The organism is Polaromonas sp. YR568 (genome assembly GCF_943369675.1).
Taxonomy (GTDB): domain Bacteria; phylum Pseudomonadota; class Gammaproteobacteria; order Burkholderiales; family Burkholderiaceae_C; genus Polaromonas.
The window spans coordinates 118,042-134,848 of record NZ_CALROB020000001.1; the positions used below are offsets into that span (position 1 = coordinate 118,042).

Consider the following 16,807-nt stretch of genomic DNA (forward strand, 5'->3'; position numbering starts at 1 on the left):
CGTTCGGGCAGGTGTCCCGGCCTTAGAACACCATCCGCACCCCGGCCTGCGCGCTGCCCTGCACGGATCCGCGCCGCGACTCGGTGCTCACGCCGACGTAGCCGAAGGCCGTGCCGCTCAGGCGCTGCGTGCCGTAGAACCCCAGCTGCAAAAAACCGTTGCCGGCATGCGGCGCCCGGATGGTGGTGGGCATGCCCGCCAGGGAGGCCGTGAGTTCGGGATTCAGCAGTTTCCCCGAGTCCGCGCCCAGGCCCACATTGAAGCGGTAGGTCCGGGCCTCCTGCAGCGGGTGCTTGGCCGTCGAGGCCAGCGTCACGCCCAGCACGCCGCGCAGGCCCTGGGCGTCAAAGCCGTCCACGCGCAATGCCGCCGCGGCGCTGCCCTCGTCCACGGCGGAACGGTGCTGGCTTTGCCAGGTGAGCCGGGCATAGGGCGATGCCACCATGCCGCGCCATGGCGTTGGGCGGCTCAGCCCGGCGCTGAGCAAGGCGTCGCGGCCGCTGGTCTTGCCGCCCAGGCCCGCGGTGGGGCCAGTGAGGCCGGTAACGTCGGTGCGGGTGTGTTGGGTCGATTGCACACCCCAGCTGGCCAGGGTGTCCACCACCCAGGAGGCCGCCGGCATGCGGGCGTAGGCAAACAGCGCGCCCTGCCGCAACTTGCCCTCACCCTGCCCGTCCCCGGCGCTGACGTCGGTGTTCGACAGCGCCAGGCCGCCGCCGGCCTTGATGCCGTCGCGCACATAAACGTCACCGCCCAGCACTGCCTGGTAAAGATCGTGTGTAAACCCGCCGGCGCCCTGGTCGCCGGAACGGCGCCCGCGCTGGTACGCGACTTCGCCCCAGGCCGCGCTGCTGCCGTCGCCCTCGCGCATCGCATCACCACCTGGTGCGGCGAGCTGCAGGCCGGGCACCGCGCCGCCGCCAGCGCTGGCCAGCAGGCTGCCGCGGCCGCCCATCTGTGCGGCAAAGGGGTTGGCAGCGGAGCCGGCATCGTCCAGGTGCGCAAGCACCGCCTGCTGCATCCGAAGGCCCGCCTGGGGCGCGGCGACCAGCGTGGCGGCGTAGACCTCCCCGGCCAGGCCGCGCGTGAAAGCCGGCAGGCCGGCCGCATTGCGCGTCGCGGCGGCGGCCAGCAGCGCGTCTTGCGCCGCCGTGGCCGTGCCGGACTGGTTGGCCGCCGCCAGGCGGTCGAGTGCGCCGGCCGCGGAACGGGTGTTGAGGTTTTCCGCGGCGAGTGTGGTGGTGTAGGAAACCGGGATGACGGCCAGGTCCAGGCTCTTGCTGCCGCCCAGGTTGTAGAACTGCACAAACTGCGTGCCCGCCGCCAGCCCGGCCGGCTGGGCCAGCGTGCTGAAGCGGCCGGCAATGCCGCCGTCTGCGCTGACCACCCGGAAGCTGTCGCCCAGCACCGGCGTGTAGGGCGTGCTGCCGAAGCCCGGCTCGCCCGGCGTGAACAGGTTCAGCAGGCGCGGCGCCAGCGTCGCGTTCGGCTGGATCACAAACTGACCGCCCGTGATGTTCAGCACCGAGTAATAGCCCGTGGCGCCCGCCGGGCTGGCGGCGCTGGCCTGCACCGTGCCCGCGATGTCCTGCTGGAAGGTGCTGCCGCTGTTCATGGTCACCGTGCCGTTCACCGCCAGACGGCCCGGCGAATGGCCGGGCTTGAGCGTGCCGGCCACCGTCAGCGCTCCGCGCAGCGTGCCGGTGCCCATCAGCGTGGCGCCCGCCGCCACAAACGCCGGGCCGGTGCCCAGCGGCGAATTGCCGCTGACCGACAGCGTGCCGGCCGCCACCGTGGTGCCGCCCGCATAGCTGTTGGTGCCCGACAGCGCCAGCGTGCCGCCGCCGTTCACCGTCAGGCCGCCGGCGCCGGAAAACACGCCCGACAGGTTCGCCGCGCCGCCGGGCGTCGTGGCCAGCGTGCCGCCCGCGCCGTTGAGCGTGAAAGCCTGGGCCGAACCGGCATTGGCCGGCAGCACCAGCGTGCCGCCGTCAAACACCGGGTTCAGGGTCACCCCCACCGCGGCCAGCGAATAGGTGCCGCCAGACGTCATGTTGGTGTTGGCCACGGGCGCTGAAAAAACCAGGTTCCAGACAGTGGTGCTGCCCGACGCCAGGCCCAGCGCCCAGTTGAGCCCGCCGTAAAAGCCGGTCGTCGCCCCCGTGACGTTGGCCGTCGTGAAGTTGTTCAGCACGCCGGTGTAAGAACCGATGGCCACGGTCGAGGTGCCGTAGATGCCGAAGCTCAGCGCACCCGTCACGCCGTCCTTGTTGGTGAACTTGCCGTAGGTGGACGGGCTGTTGATGATGATGTTGTAGTTGACGGGCACCGGGCCGGTGTAGGTGACCGCGCCATTGGCGTTGCCCGCGCCCTGCAGGTTGTTGAAGGTCTGCAGGATGCCACCGTTGTTGGTGATGCCCGAAAACGGCCCGATGATGGAGCCGGTGTTGGTCAGGGTCCCTATCACGCCCCCGGGGCCGGTGATCACCAGGCCGCGCCGCACGCCCGACGAAATGGTGCCGCTGTTGACCAGGCTGGTCAGCACGCCGTTGACGTTGACCCCGATCTGCTGCCCCGTGGCAATCGTGCCCCGGTTGGTCAGCGTGGACGCGGTGGCGGACGACAGCACCGAGATCGGGTCGCCGTTCCGGCCGCTGCCCGCATCGTTGCTGACCGTCACGCCGGCATTGACCGTGAGGTTCGCGCCGGTGCCCATGTTCAGCGGGTGGGCACTGCCGCCGTCACAGTTCGCGCTGATCGCCAGCGTCCCCGTGACCGTGGCACCGCCGTTGCACTGCTGGGCCCAGGCCGGCCCCCACGGAAGCACCGAGCAAGGCAAGGCGAGCAGGACAAGCGAACGTTTTTTGAAACTGTGGGGGCTGCGGGAAGCGCGGAAAGTGGGTGATGTTGGGCGGGCCATGGATACCTGGTGGAGACGGATGGAAGGGTCACGAAAAATGCACAGCCACAGTGGGTCAGCAAGGCACGCGATGCCCCATGGTAGTCAGCTTGCGCCGGGAGCGGGGTAAGGTTTTGTCGCTTTCCGTATTGACGACGCGCGCTGTAGGAAAAAGCCTCGACACACGGCCAACAGCGCGCGCGGGCCCCGCAAACTGTTTCAGAATCCCCTCCCGTCGATAGAATCATTAACGGCGCCTGGAGGGGAAAACTTGAGGCGCGCACTCCACAACAAGACCTTAAGTGCCACCACCGTGACCCCTTCCGACATCCAGCGCCTCTTCGGCCCCCTGCCCGGCCTCTTCCTGATCATCAAGGCGGACGCGGACTTCACCATCGCCGGCGCCAGCGAGGCCTTCCTGAAGGCGACCTGCACCGACGCCGGCATCTTCGGGCGCAAGCTGTTCGAGGTGTTCCCCGCCAACCCGGACGACGTCCACGCCAGCAGCGTCAAGAACACCACGCACTCTTTAAGGCAATGCATCGCCACGCGCCGGCCGCATGTGATGGAGCCGCTGCGTTACGACGTCCGCCGGCCCGGGCAAGACACGTACGAAGAACGCTACTGGACCGCCACCAACAGCCCGGTGTTCAACGCCCAGGGCGGCATCGACTACATCGTGCAGACGGCCGAGCTGGCCAGCGCCCGCGAGCGGCGCGACGCCGTCGCCATCCTCGAAAGCATCACCGAAGGCTTTTACACACTCGACAGGCAGTGGCGCTATGACTACGTCAACAGCGAGGCGCACCGCATCCTGGGCCGGCACCCCGGCGACCTGGCCGGCAAAGTCATATGGCAGGAATACCCCGGCCTGCGCGGCACCGAGTTTGAGCACTTCTACCGGCGCACCATGGTGGAACGCGAGAAGTCCTCCTTCACCGCCTTCTACGCCGACCAGCAGCGCTGGTATGAGGTCACCACCTTCCCCGCGCCCGAAGGCATGTCGGTCTACTTCCGCAACGTCACCGAGCAGCGCCGGCTGACCGCGGAACGCGGCACCCTGCTGGCCGAATCCGAAAGGCAAAAGCGCATTTACGAAACCGCGCTCAACAGCACGCCCGACTTTGTCTATGTCTTCGACCTGGAGCACCGCGCGCTGTACGCCAACGACGCGTTGCTCAAAACCTGGGGCGTGGCCGACGTGCGCGGCAAGAAGTGGATGGACCTGGGCTACGAGCAGTGGCATGCCGACCTGCACGACCGCGAGCTCGACGAAGTCATCCAGACCCGCGCCCCCATACGCGGCGAGATCCCCTTCAGCGGCACCACCGGCAAGCGCATGTACGACTACATCTTCGCCCCGGTGTTTGACGAACACGGCGAAGTCGTCGCCGTCGCCGGCACCACCCGCGACATCACCGACCGGCAGGCCGCCGAACAGTCCATCCAGGAACAGGCCACACGCCTGGCCGCCTCAGACCGCGCCAAGGACGACTTCCTGGCCACCCTGTCGCACGAACTGCGCAACCCGCTGGCGCCCCTGCGCAATTCCCTCGCCCTGCTGCGCCGCGACGGCCTCGAAGCCGACACCCTCGCCAGGATCCACGGCATCATGGAGCGCCAGGTCAACCACCTGGTGCGCCTGGTCGACGACCTGCTCGAGGTCTCGCGCATCAGCCGCGGCGTGCTGTCGCTGCGCAGCGAGCCCGTCGAGGTCGCCGCCGTCGTCAAGACCGCCGTGGAAACCAGCAACCCGCTGCTGCAGTCCGCCGGCCACACCCTGGTGCTGGACGTGCCGGCCGACACGCTGTGGGTCGAAGGCGACGCGGTGCGGCTGGCCCAGGTGCTTTCCAACCTGCTCAACAACGCCGCCAGCTACACCGACGCCGGCGGCACCGTCACCGTCACGGTGCGCCGCGCGGATGCCCAGGTGCGCATCAGCGTGAAAGACACCGGCATAGGCATGGAGCCCGCCGCGATTCCCCACATGTTTGAAATGTTCAGCCGCGGCAACCGCGACAGCGCCCGCCACCAGGGCGGCCTGGGCATAGGCCTGGCCCTGGCGCGGCGCCTCGCCGAAATGCACCAGGGCACACTCGAAGCGCACAGCGACGGCCCCGGCAAAGGCACGGAATTTACTTTGCGCCTGCCGCTGGTCAACACCGGCAGCGCCGGGACAGCGGATGACACCGCAGCCGCCGCCCCTCGCCTCGAAAAAACCCGCGTGCTCGTCGTCGACGACAACGTCGACGCCGGCGACACCCTGGCCGTCATCCTAGACATGCTGGGCGCCGAAGTGCGCGTCGCGCGCGACGGCGCCCAGGCGCTGGAAACCTTTGCCGCCTACCAACCCTCCGTGGTCCTGCTCGACATCGGCATGCCCGGCATGAACGGCTACGAAGTCGCCCGCGCCATCCGCAACCGCTTCCCCGCCCACCCCACCGTCCTCGTGGCCCTGACAGGCTGGGGCCAGGAAGACGACAGACGCCGTGCGAGTGAAGCCGGGTTTGACCACCATTTGCTCAAGCCTGCGGAGATTGAGGCTTTGCAGAAGTTGTTGGCGGATATGGAAGGGGTCGGGGGCGGGAAGGCGTTGGAGAAAATACCTTGACTAGCTACGGGTTCGTGAAGTCCGAGCCATGAAGAGTGGATTGGATCAGTCTGACGCCCCAAGCTAGGGAATATCAGGTAAGAATCAACCTTCATAAAAAAAACGGCGTTTACGCCGTTTTTTTTATTCACAAGCCAAGTACTCCAGCTACGAGCCTGTATAGCCATTCCGTTTTGCGTTGGCAACGCAATCGGGCCTGTTTTTATAGCCCTCGGTAGAAGCGCCCACCACTTTTCCATTGGACGCCGTGCGAGTCCATCGCCATTACTGCTTGGCATCTTGATAAATTTTCCAGGTATCCATTACGTCCCCTTCAGTGGCTCGCAGATTACCGGTGGTGTGCTGAATCGGCGGGCCTGCGATTTGCACAAGTTAGACATTTCGATCCAACCGTAATTGAGGCTAGTGATGCATACAAAGATGGTCAATGACGTTAGACCTTACTAAAAGGCTAGAGAGCGGCCTTTTTAATGAATATGTAAATATTACCCAGGCCTGCGAGGAGCGGGCGCCGCATGAAACGCAGGACATCACGAACACACGACAAGCTGGTGTTCGGCGTGGAAGACGGCAAAGTCGCCAAGCTGTTTTCGGCGAAATTACGATTCACCAGTTTGATCCCAGCAGCCAGTACGCCGACGACTACCCCACTTGAACGCCACGCCGAAGGCCTCATCGAACGCGCCAGCTAACGCAAAAGTTAGGTAATCGGCTACATGGCAGTATCGGCAATACATCACTTAACACGCTTCACCTATATTCCGAGATTTTCAAGCTAGGGTTGGAGCGCCAATGGTGGCGTGGAACGCCGACAAATGCTTATTTGGTTTGGTGGGGTGCGAAGCCGTGAATAGCACAGCATGCCATGCGCTAGGCCATGGAGCCTTGTCACGAACCTATCAAGATACCCGGCATCTTCACATCATCTTCCTTGAAATCTTCCACCGTATACCCTTGCCTTCGCTCCACAACCGAGATATCGAATCCGCTTGTCTCGCATGGGTAGCCACGATATGCTGGATGCCACACAAACAACGCGGAGATATCCTAATGACCGCAGTGTTATCTACCCCATAACTAAGCAAACAACATGGCTTCGACTTCTGAATCAATTATCGCGTGGAGACAAGTTGCAAATTCTCCGCTGCTTCTCAGCATAAAAACTGAATGGATTTCCCTACTCAGCGATCACTCAAAACGAGAGCAGGACTATCAATCCTTCTTACGTGATCACGCGGGATTCTTTTTCCCCAATACTGGCCTCGTTTCCAGAGAACAATTGGTTCTTGAGAAAATTGCGCTTGGAAGTGATTACGTTACTGATTTTGTTAATTTAAACAACAACAGAAGCTATGGATTCGAGTACACATTAATTGAAATTGAATCTCCCCATAATCATCTGTACACGAAAAACAAAAAAAATCAAACCGGAGCGTTCAATACTGCACTTCAGCAGATACGAAACTGGAAGCGGTGGTTGACCTCAAACATGGACACTGCGAAAAGGCTCTTCCCATCAAAACAATTCTCGGTGACGGGCGTTCCCTCTATCAACTTCATGTTGATCATTGGACGGCGCGAGCAGCATGAGGCAGTAATGGAAGAGCGGAACCAAATTTCACGCGACGAAGGAATTGAGGTCAGATCCTTTGACTATTTAACGGACGTACTACTGTCAAATCACTACGCTTCCTACACCGCAATATCGCGTGACCTTCTACCCATTACGCGGGCTCAGAATAATGCATTTTCAAACCCATTTCACGTGGCACTTTCCGACAGCACTTGGCGCGGCCTTGTCTCCACTTTCAACCCCAGCTACTCCCACATGATTGGTCACAATCTTTCTAATATCCTAGCTGTCAGGCAGAACAATTCGGCTAGGCTAAATGAATTTCTCACATGGATCCAGCAGGACGGGCGCAATACCATCCACCCAGGGGAAGAACGTGTTCTTGAGATGACATAGTGCTTTTCAGCAGAAACAATCAGGAACTGGAAGGCGTCTGAGGCGCAATGCTCTTCATCCTGTCATAGTTAATTACCACAGCACAAAAATTCAAGACATAACGAGCAAGTACTGAGAGATTATTTGATTGCTTGAGAAAATTTTTGAGGAGGTTCTATGTCAGGTACAAAGTGGTGGAAATGTGACCTTCAAGTTGCTACCCCGGCCTGGGAATTTAAGTTACCTGCGGGTTCCAACTTCAAATTCGACGTTGCTCAAGAGCGCTATCGATTTCTGGATGACTATATGACGGCAGTACGCGCTGCTGGAATTGATGTCATTGGATTGGCAGACCACAACACTGGCGCATGGATCGATGAAGTGAAGATGGCCGGCCAGCGCCACGGCGTCATAGTCTTTCCCGGTTGCGAGATAACAACTCACACGGGAGCTGACGGTGTTCACCTTATTGTTCTAGGAGATCCGCAAGCAACAAGCCAAGATTTTGATCGTTTGATATATGGTTGCTTGGGATTTGGTCATGGCAGCCCTACTTTTCTCGATCAAAATGGCTCCCGCATCCCAGGCACTTCATCCAAAACACTCATTCAGATTTTGGATGAACTCCCTGATGGATTCTTAGCAATCGCTCCTCACGTACTAAATGACAATGGCGTGGCCTCAGCGAAGACCGTCAAAGGGGATATGAGATGGAAAGCACTGCATCATGAGAGGCTTGTTGCCATCGACCCCGGAGACTGCTCAGACACCACTGGCGAAGGTTTCAACGCGAAGCTTCGCCGACGTGATCTAAACGACTTTCCTCGTTTACGCGAGATGGCATTTATTGCCACGTCAGACGCTTACTCTTTAGACGCACTTGGCTCCCGCTTTACCTGGTTGCGAATGGGGGAAATGAGCATTGAAGGACTCAGACAAGCCTTTCTAGATCACGAGTCTCGCGTGCTCTGCGACTCTTCAACAGCTCTCGCCAGCATGCCGGATAAGAATCCCAACAACGTACGGCACGCATGGATTTCCTCAGTGAGTCTCGAAGGCCAGCTAACTAACTCTACCGCCTCATTAGAAATACCATTTCACCCCAATCTCAATGTAATTATTGGAGGCAGAGGTAGCGGAAAGTCTTCAGTGGTAGCTGCCTTGCGACAACTATATTCAAGTACTGAAAGCCTGCCAAAGCGACTCAGAGAAGACGCCGATTTCTTTGTTGAGACAGTTTTCTCAGCAGCTACGCTTAAGTCTTCGCACCGAGTTCAGGAATCACAAGAAGAGCACCAAGCGCAATGGAGCAGAAGTACGGGGAGTACTACCCTTATTGGTGGTGAAAATGTTCCCTCCAGCTTCTCTGTGACCGTTATTAGCCAGAAAGAGCTTTTTGAGAGAGCCGCCGGCGACAAGAACGACCCCTACTTATCCTCTCGCAGTCTTTTGTCTTTGGTGGATGGGAGCATTAAGTACAGCAGTTCAGACGTCCGAAGTATTGATAGCTTTGGACGCCAGCTGGATGACGCGCGTGTCGTCTGGAGTAGTGCTGTTAGAAATCATGTACTACTAGAAAGTGATCTTGCTCAGCTTCCTGGACTAAGGCAACAAGCGGCAACGCTACAAGGTCAAGTCGACGCATTTTCATCTCCCGAGGTCCAGTCAAGACTCGCGCGAATTAATGCCAGACGTCAAGAAGAAGAGTCACTTCTAAATAAGAAAAAAAGATTGCTAAGACTTATCGGGGAGGCTCAACTTTTAAAGAGTGAGCTTCTCGCCACTGAACCTACAACGGAGCAAGCCGGCGAACCTTTCACTGAAGAATTCGCTGTCCTCAATTTAAAAATTAGCGAGCTTACGCACAGTCTGGCCGAACTATTTTCCAAAGCAGTCATTCAAACCGAGGAGGCTCTAAATAAGTTTGAAATAGAACTAAACGAAAGTCAGTGGCATAAGGATGTGGTGAGTGCCGCAGCGGACTTCGACGCGTACAGAAGCGACTTGCAAAATAAAGGACTATCTACCTCCGAATTTGGGCGTCTGCAGGATGAGCTGACAAAAACTCGAGAAACAATTCGTCGCTTAGAAGAAAAAGAACCGCAGCTTGCATCAACTCTTCAAGAAACAACAGAAGCATGGATGAAGATTTCTGGCCTTATGGAGAGGCGCCGTAGTGCGCGACAAACTTTGCTTGAGGAAGTGCAGCAACGCAGTGGTCGGCTTCGCTTTAAAACCAAGCGGCTTGCAGACATCGCACCATGGGTAGAGCAATTGCGCGCTATGGCTGGATTTCGCGCTGATGCTTTTCTTGAAGACACGCCTGCCCTTGCCGTTTGGTTGTGGGAAACAGGTACAGAGAACCCTGAGCAGCGTTGGCTGGAGTGGCGGACGGCAATGGCAACCGGTGCGATGACTGATATTCAACGCAAAGCCAAATTGCGGCAGACTTTTTCGGAACGTCTTGCGAGTCTTGATGAAACTATTCGCTTGCGCTTAGCAAGCCTAGTTCCGGATGACGTCGTAATGATGGAGTTTTTGCGAGAAAACGGTAACCCTGGAAATGACGGTCATTGGCAATCAGTAACTCAAGGCTCCCCAGGCCAAAGAACCGCAGCTATGCTTGCATTTGTCCTGCATCATGGCCGAGAGCCTCTGATCTTGGATCAACCTGAAGATGACTTGGATTCCGAATGGATATCCAAACTCGTCGTAAAGGAATTACGCCAGAGTCGGTGGCATCGACAACTTATTGTTGTCTCCCACAATGCCAATATTCCAGTTCTTGGTGATGCGGAACAGGTCATAGCACTTGAAAATAAGAACGGTGCCCTCGTGGTTAAGACAACCGAAGTTGCAATTCCAGATGGTGCGGTACACCGAGTGATCCACGTTGGCCCCGTTGAAAATCAATATGTACGTAATGATATTCAAGCGATTATGGAGGGTGGAGTGGCGGCATTCGTACGGAGAGAGCAAAAGTACAACAATGAAACTCGGTTATTCAAGAGCCTGCCTGACTGAAGAATATTGAGCTCTACGAGGCTACGTCAACAGCGATCCTTGCAGGGTTCTTTTCTTCGAAGGAACTATTCTTGCATCCTCATCAATTCAACCCATCTCAAGACTAGACAGCCCCATGACAACCTACTGGCTCATGAAATCCGAACCCGAAGAGTGCTCCGTCGACGACGCGCTCGCGGCGAAAAACTCCACCGTCCCCTGGGTCGGCGTGCGCAACTACCAGGCGCGCAATTTCATGCGCGACGGGATGAAGGTCGGCGACGGCGTGCTGTTCTACCACTCGAGTTGTGCCGAGCCGGGCATCGTGGGCATTGCGCGGGTGGCGTCGACGGCCTACCCTGACCCTACGCAGTTCGACGCCAAGTCGCCCTACTACGACCCCAAGTCCAAACCCGAGGAGCCGCGCTGGCTGCTGGTGGACGTGCAGGTGGTCAAGAAGATCCCCAACATCACCTTGCCCGCGCTGCGCGCGCGGCCTGAGCTGGAGGACCTGGTGATTCTGCGCAAGGGCAACCGGCTGTCGATCACGCCGGTGGAGCCCAAGCACTGGAAGGCGATTGTGGGGCGCTAATCGATAGTTCTCTACGCCACACACGGCAAGAGAACCAATGGCTTAGTGGCCCGAAAATCACGCGCTGCCCTAGGCTTAACCCGCGTGACGGGCGCGCAACAAACCCGGCCCCATGCTGCCGGGCACTGTTATCGTTGACACACACCGCAAGCACGCGCCCAGCCTGTGTTTTCGGGGCGTGGCGCGGCATCTCGTCCTCTCTTCTTGCGCTTTGTGTCCATGCCCCCTGTCAATCCTGACAGGTTGACCATGAGACGGGGCACTCAACACAATCATTTACATAACAGGGACGGAACGACAGGAGGAAGAGCGGTGGCGGCCTGCAGGGGACAGCGGGTTTCGCCACACGGGCAGGCCGGGGAGCGGCTGGCCCATGCCTTCACCTGCCTTGATTCCGGCGCAGTTTTTTTTGGTTTTTTCTTCAACAGAGGCTTCACATGACAACACCACTTCTTTCACGGCGCGCACTCGTTGTGCAGGCGGCTTTGCTGGCGGCGGCTTCGCCCGGCGTTCTGGCCCAGACCAATCCCACCACCCAAGGCAACACGGCCAGCGGCAAGGTGGCGGCGACCGCCAAGTCCACGGCACGCCCCGCGGCCCCCACGGCGGCGCCTGTGGCGGTTGAATGGCCGACCAAACCGATACGCCTGCTGATCGGCTTCCCGCCGGGTTCGGTGCAGGACTTGTCGGCGCGCTCGATCAGCGAGCAGCTGTCGAAATCGCTGGGCCAGCCGGTGATTGTGGAGAACAAGGCCGGCGCATCCGGCACCATCGCGGCGGACCAGGTGTCCAAGGCGACGGACCTGCACACCTTCGGCGTGATGAACAACAGCCAGCTGACGATTGCCAAGCTGCTGAACCCCATGGCGGCTTACGACCCGGCGACCGACCTGGCGCCCATCGCGCTGATAGGCACGACGCCGCTGGTGCTGGTGGTCAGCAACTTTGCCCAGGGCGCGACGGCGCAGGAGTGGCTGACCTGGCTGCGCAACCAGGGCGACAAGGCCAACTACGGCTCGCCGGGCGCGGGCACGCCGGGCCACCTGGGCATGGAACTGATCAAGAGCCGCAGCGGCGGCCTGCAGGTGATGCATGTGCCTTACCCGGGCAACCCGCAGATCATCACCGCCATGCTGGGCGGCCAGCTGCAGGCGGCGCTGCTGCCGCCTGGCCTGGCGATGCAGCAGGTGAAGGCCGGCAAGATGAAGGCGATCGGCGTCACATCCGAGCAGCGCAGCATGCTGGTGCCGGAACTGGCGACGCTGCGCGAGGTGGGCATCCTGGGCGCGGACATGGAACTGTTCACCGCGCTGGCCGGCCCGGCCTCGCTGCCCGCCCCCATCCGCGACAAGATGGGCGCGGCGGTGATCGAGGTGCTGAAAGGCAGCGACACGCGCGCGCGCCTGATCACGGTGGGCTGGCAGCCCGCGCCTTCCACGGCTGAAGGCCTGCGCACCCGCATGCGCGCGGACACGCGCAACCTGGGCGGCATCATCATGCTGCGGGGGATTCGGGCGGACAGCTGATCAAGTTCTGAGGGCGGGCGGGGCCCTTCCCCGCCTGCCCGGACCGCCTCCGGGGCGCGCCGCATTCCTCATGCGTGCGCGCCCTTGCTGTTTCTGCCACCCCTTTCCCGCCTGCCTGGCCGGCCGCCAAGGTAAAGTTGGCCGCGCCGGCCCGCGGTTTACGCCCGCTTTACCGCGACACTACATGCCGGACGCGCAAGCGTTTTGAAATAGCCGGGCGCAGGGAGCTGCGCGCCAACCAGCACAGGAAAAGGACATGCATATTTCATCGGCACACTGGCGAAGGGGGGCGGCCGCCCTCTTTCTGGCGGGCGTGGCCTGCGCCGGCCACGCGCAATACACCCAGTACGGCCAGTTCGGCACCACCGGGGGCGCGCGCGGCCACCGCAACGGCGAAGCACAGGCCGACGGCCCGGCGCCGCCGCGCACCATCTCGCGCTGGGAGCAGGTCAGCCGCAGGCTGTATGACCTGCGGGTGCAGTTGCAGATCACGCGCGAACAAGGCCCGGCCTGGGACAACTTCCGCGGGCGTTTCCTGGACATGGCCACCAGCGGCCCGTCGGACCCGCGCATCGTGGACGAACAGACCGCGAAGGACGCGTTCCAGTTTTTGCTGGTCGACGCGCAAAGGCGCTCCAACGTGCTGGCCACGCTGGACGCGACCGCGCAGGCCTTGCTGGCGCAGTTCAGCCCCGAGCAGATCCAGCTGGCCGACAGGGCGCTGCCGCCGCTGCTGGCGGAATTCGGCGGCAGCCGGTAGCGTCCCGCGCTACTTGACCAGCTCCAGAACCTCGGCCTTCTTCTGCTTGATCAACATCACAAGAAACTTCGCGGGCTGGGTGCTGCTGGCATTGCGGCCCACGGTGTGGATGTCATTGGGGCCTTCATAAAAGGTTTGCCCGGGTGTCAAGGTGACTTCCTTGCCGCCCTTGACCTGCATGACGATGGAACCTTCCAGCACGTAGATAAAACCATGCGCGCGGTGGCGGTGCACCGGGTCGGCTGCGCCGGGCGCGTAATCTACCGTGATCATCAGGCCTTCTTTGCCGGGCATGTCGGACAGGTTTTGGGCCATGAGCGGCGTGACGCTGATGCCTTGCGGGCCGGCAGCCAGAACTGGTTGGGCGAGGAAGGCGGCGGCCAGGAACAGGGGAATGCAGATTTTCTTCATGACGGACTCTTCGTTGCGTTGATGGCGTAGCTCGGGATTGAGATGCACCTGCCTTTATGACGATTGACGGCGCCGGTTTGTGACACCAGCGCCCTGCCCCTTCGCCATTTATCTTTCTCCTTCCCCCAGAGGGGGAAGGAGTCATTCACCAAGCCCCCTCTTATTTCGCGGCCTGTGACTTGGCGAACCACGCCTCAAATCCAATCGCGCCCAGCTGCGGCTTGTCGCCCGGCACCAGGGTGTCGTCCTTGAGCTCGGCGCCGAAGTAGCGCGCGTGCACGTCGGCGACGACGCTGCGCGGGTCCCTGGTGGCCGTGAGGTAGCGCTGCACGAGTTCCGCAAGGCGCACGCGTTCAGGGCCGGCGATCTCGACCGTGCCGTTGACGGGCGCGCCCAGGGTGAAGTCGGCCATGGCGGCGGCCACGTCGTCGGAGGCGATGGGCTGCACAAAGGCCGGCGACAGGCGCACCGTCTGTCCCTCGGTGCCGGATTGCGCGATGCCGCCCAGGAATTCCATGAACTGTGTGGAGTGAACAATGGTGTAAGGGATCTTGCCGGCCTTGATCAGTTTTTCCTGGGCGATCTTGCCGCGGAAATAGCCGCTCTCGGCCAGGCGGTCGGTGCCGACGACGGAGAGCGCAACGTGGTGCAGCACACCGGCGGCGGCTTCGGCGGCGAGCAGCTTGCGGCCCGAGGTCTCAAAAAATTCCAGCACGGCCTTGTCTTCAAACGACGGGGAGTTGGCCACGTCGACCACCACCTGGGTGCCCGCCAGCGCTTCGGCCAGGCCTTCGCCGGTGATGGTGTTGACGCCGGAGGCCGGCGATGCCGCGGTGACCTGGTGGCCGCGCTGGCGCAGCAGGTTGACGAGTTTGGATCCGATGAGGCCTGAGCCCCCGATGACGACGATTTTCATGTGTGCCTTGAGGTTGAGTGGCCCGGAATTGAGTACCACCTGCCTCCATGACGATTGACGCGGCCGGTTTGTGACGCCTGCGCCCTGCCGCTTTGCCATTTTTCTTGCCCCTTCCCCCTCTGGGGGAAGGTGGGGATGGGGGCCTGGCGGCGATCGATCGCCTGGCCGGTGTACGGCAGAAAAACCGGGAAGCCGCCGATCCCGGTGGGGCGATGCGGCTCAGGCCGCGGCGGCCTTGCCTTCGAGCAGCTTGACCATGGACCACAACACGCGGTTCGCCGGCACGGCCACGCCCAGTGCTTCGCCGCGCTGGACGATGAGGCCGTTGAGGTAGTCGATCTCGGTGGGTTTGCCGCGCGCCAGGTCTTGCGCGGTGGAGGCGTACTGGTTGGGCATGCTGGCGGCGAGTTTTTCGACGGCGGCATGCACGTCTCCCGCCACCTGCACGCCTTCGGCCTTGGCCACGGCCAGGCATTCCGCGACCACGTCGCGCATCACGTCGACCACACCCACGCCCTGCACCGTCTTGCCGTAAGGCAGCTGCGCGATGGCGGAGACGGCGTTGTAGGCGCAGTTGAGGATGAGCTTGGCCCACAGCGCGCCGCGCACGTTGGCGGAAATCTCGGTGGGCACGCCGGCGGCGACCAGGGCTTTGGCCACGGTGTCGCTGAGCTGGGAGGGCTCAATCACCAGGTCGCCGCGGCCGTGGTGCTTGAGGTGGCCGGGGCCGGCCATCTCGGTCGCGACGTAGACCACGGCGGCGGCCACGGCGGCGCCGGGCAGTACCGCGCGCAGGCGGTCGGCGTTGTCCACGCCGTTCTGCAGGCACAGCACCAAAGCGCCTGCCGCCAGGTGCGGCCGTATCAAGGCGCCGGCCGATTCGGTGTCGGTGGATTTGACGCAGAAGAGCACGAGGTCGGCGCCCTTGACGGCGGCCGGGTCGCTGCTGGCGGCCAGGCGCACGTGTTCGTCGAACGTACGGGTGTCCATGCGCAAGCCGCCCTTTTCAATGGCCGCCACATGCTGGGGCCGCGCGATCAGCACGACCTCATGCCCGGCGCGCGCGAGCATGCCGCCGAAATAACAACCGACGGCGCCTGCGCCCATCACGGCGACTTTGAGGGATTGGGTCATGAGGGTCTTCCGATGCGAGGGAGAGGAGAGACAGCGATTGTGGTTCAAGTCCGCCTTGTCTGCCGGCGGCTTGAACGACGGGGCAGGCCCGGCCTGACACCTCGCTGACGCATCAGCCCGGCGCGCTGCGATGCGCTGCGTAAAGTCACAGGCGCCACGCATTTTTTACCGTTGCTTTACCGCCGCTAGACCGGCCGGTTACCGGGCCGCCGCTCAATGGCGGTGCGCAGGGTCCTGCGCGGCCCGGGTTGAAGATGGGTGCACCCATTGCCCGCCCGGGCATGTCAGAACCTGCCGGCGCCGTGCGCCGGCTTTTTCCGGAGTCAACATGAAGTTCACCCATCCATCCACACTTTTGCGGCTGTCCGCCGCCGCGCTGTCATTGGGCGCGGCACTGGCGGCGCAGCCGGCTCTGGCCGCGCCCCTGGCGTCGCCATCGCAGGATGTTTACCTTGGCGGCAATGTCGCCTTCAGCCGCGCCCCCGGCCTGGGCGGCAGCATTGACGGCGCCCTGGGCAGCCAGGGGCTGGCCAGCAGCACCTCGACCGGCACACCGGGCAGCACGGCGGGCCTGCGGCTGGGCTACCGCCTCAACCCCAACCTGGCCGTCGAGGCCAGTTACGACCGCATCGGCTCGACGGATTTGCAAGCGGCCATCACCTCACCGGCTGCGGACACCGCGTCGGGCACCTGGAAGGCGCACGGCTTCGGCCTGCACGTGCTGGGCATCGCGCCGCTGGACAACCAGTGGTCGGTTTACGGCCGCGCCGGCGTCGAGCGGTGGCACACCTCGCTTGACACCGCCTCGGCCACCGGCGGCACCGCGAACGTGTCGACGACCGGCTCGAACACCTCGCTGGCGCTGGGCGCGGGCGTGGCCTATGCCATTTCGCCGAACGTGGACGCCACGGCGGAGCTGGTCCGCTACAACCGCGTCGGCACGTCCGCCACGGGCAGCAGCGCGGTGAACCAGGTCAACTTCGGCCTGCGCTACCACTTCCTCTAAA

Annotated in this window: 12 protein-coding genes; 8 read left to right on the top strand and 4 right to left on the bottom strand. The window is 61.9% G+C overall.

What is annotated here, in order from left to right:
* Window positions 1-22 precede the first annotated feature (22 nt).
* Window positions 23-2,920, bottom strand: coding sequence for an autotransporter domain-containing protein (locus tag ACLV8F_RS00550; protein WP_411882299.1), 2,898 nt, complete (start codon window positions 2,918-2,920; stop codon window positions 23-25).
* A 292-nt stretch (window positions 2,921-3,212) separates the two neighbouring features.
* Here ACLV8F_RS00550 and ACLV8F_RS00555 point away from each other — a divergent pair, with 292 nt between their 5' ends.
* The 7 genes from ACLV8F_RS00555 (at window position 3,213) to ACLV8F_RS00585 (ending at window position 13,339) form a co-directional block, all read left to right on the top strand.
* Window positions 3,213-5,510 (top strand): PAS domain-containing protein, encoded by a 2,298-nt coding sequence (locus ACLV8F_RS00555; protein ID WP_411882300.1) that lies wholly within the window; start codon window positions 3,213-3,215, stop codon window positions 5,508-5,510.
* Between the two features lie 515 nt (window positions 5,511-6,025).
* Complete coding sequence (locus ACLV8F_RS00560; protein ID WP_411882301.1) at window positions 6,026-6,202, top strand: hypothetical protein; 177 nt, start codon at window positions 6,026-6,028, stop codon at window positions 6,200-6,202.
* Between the two features lie 398 nt (window positions 6,203-6,600).
* Complete coding sequence (locus ACLV8F_RS00565) at window positions 6,601-7,479, top strand: Shedu anti-phage system protein SduA domain-containing protein (protein ID WP_411882302.1); 879 nt, start codon at window positions 6,601-6,603, stop codon at window positions 7,477-7,479.
* A gap of 156 nt (window positions 7,480-7,635) precedes the next feature.
* Window positions 7,636-10,482: a TrlF family AAA-like ATPase gene (locus ACLV8F_RS00570; RefSeq protein ID WP_411882303.1), complete on the top strand. Its 2,847-nt coding sequence runs from the start codon at window positions 7,636-7,638 to the stop codon at window positions 10,480-10,482.
* Window positions 10,483-10,597: 115 nt separating this feature from the next.
* Window positions 10,598-11,053 (top strand): EVE domain-containing protein, encoded by a 456-nt coding sequence (locus tag ACLV8F_RS00575; RefSeq protein WP_411882304.1) that lies wholly within the window; start codon window positions 10,598-10,600, stop codon window positions 11,051-11,053.
* A 437-nt stretch (window positions 11,054-11,490) separates the two neighbouring features.
* Entirely contained in the window at window positions 11,491-12,579 is a 1,089-nt protein-coding gene (locus ACLV8F_RS00580) for a Bug family tripartite tricarboxylate transporter substrate binding protein (protein WP_411882305.1), read from the top strand.
* A 256-nt stretch (window positions 12,580-12,835) separates the two neighbouring features.
* Complete coding sequence (locus ACLV8F_RS00585) at window positions 12,836-13,339, top strand: hypothetical protein (RefSeq protein WP_411882306.1); 504 nt, start codon at window positions 12,836-12,838, stop codon at window positions 13,337-13,339.
* A gap of 9 nt (window positions 13,340-13,348) precedes the next feature.
* Here ACLV8F_RS00585 and ACLV8F_RS00590 read toward each other — a convergent pair whose 3' ends face one another.
* From ACLV8F_RS00590 to ACLV8F_RS00600, 3 genes are all read right to left on the bottom strand, one after another.
* Window positions 13,349-13,750 (bottom strand): cupin domain-containing protein, encoded by a 402-nt coding sequence (locus tag ACLV8F_RS00590; protein ID WP_411882307.1) that lies wholly within the window; start codon window positions 13,748-13,750, stop codon window positions 13,349-13,351.
* A 160-nt stretch (window positions 13,751-13,910) separates the two neighbouring features.
* On the bottom strand, window positions 13,911-14,666 hold the full coding sequence (locus ACLV8F_RS00595; protein ID WP_411882308.1) for an SDR family oxidoreductase: 756 nt from the start codon (window positions 14,664-14,666) through the stop codon (window positions 13,911-13,913).
* Window positions 14,667-14,885: 219 nt separating this feature from the next.
* Window positions 14,886-15,800, bottom strand: a complete 915-nt coding sequence (locus tag ACLV8F_RS00600; RefSeq protein ID WP_411882309.1) for a ketopantoate reductase family protein — start codon at window positions 15,798-15,800, stop codon at window positions 14,886-14,888.
* A gap of 328 nt (window positions 15,801-16,128) precedes the next feature.
* Here ACLV8F_RS00600 and ACLV8F_RS00605 point away from each other — a divergent pair, with 328 nt between their 5' ends.
* Window positions 16,129-16,806, top strand: coding sequence for a porin family protein (locus ACLV8F_RS00605; RefSeq protein ID WP_411882310.1), 678 nt, complete (start codon window positions 16,129-16,131; stop codon window positions 16,804-16,806).
* Window position 16,807: the final 1 nt, after the last annotated feature.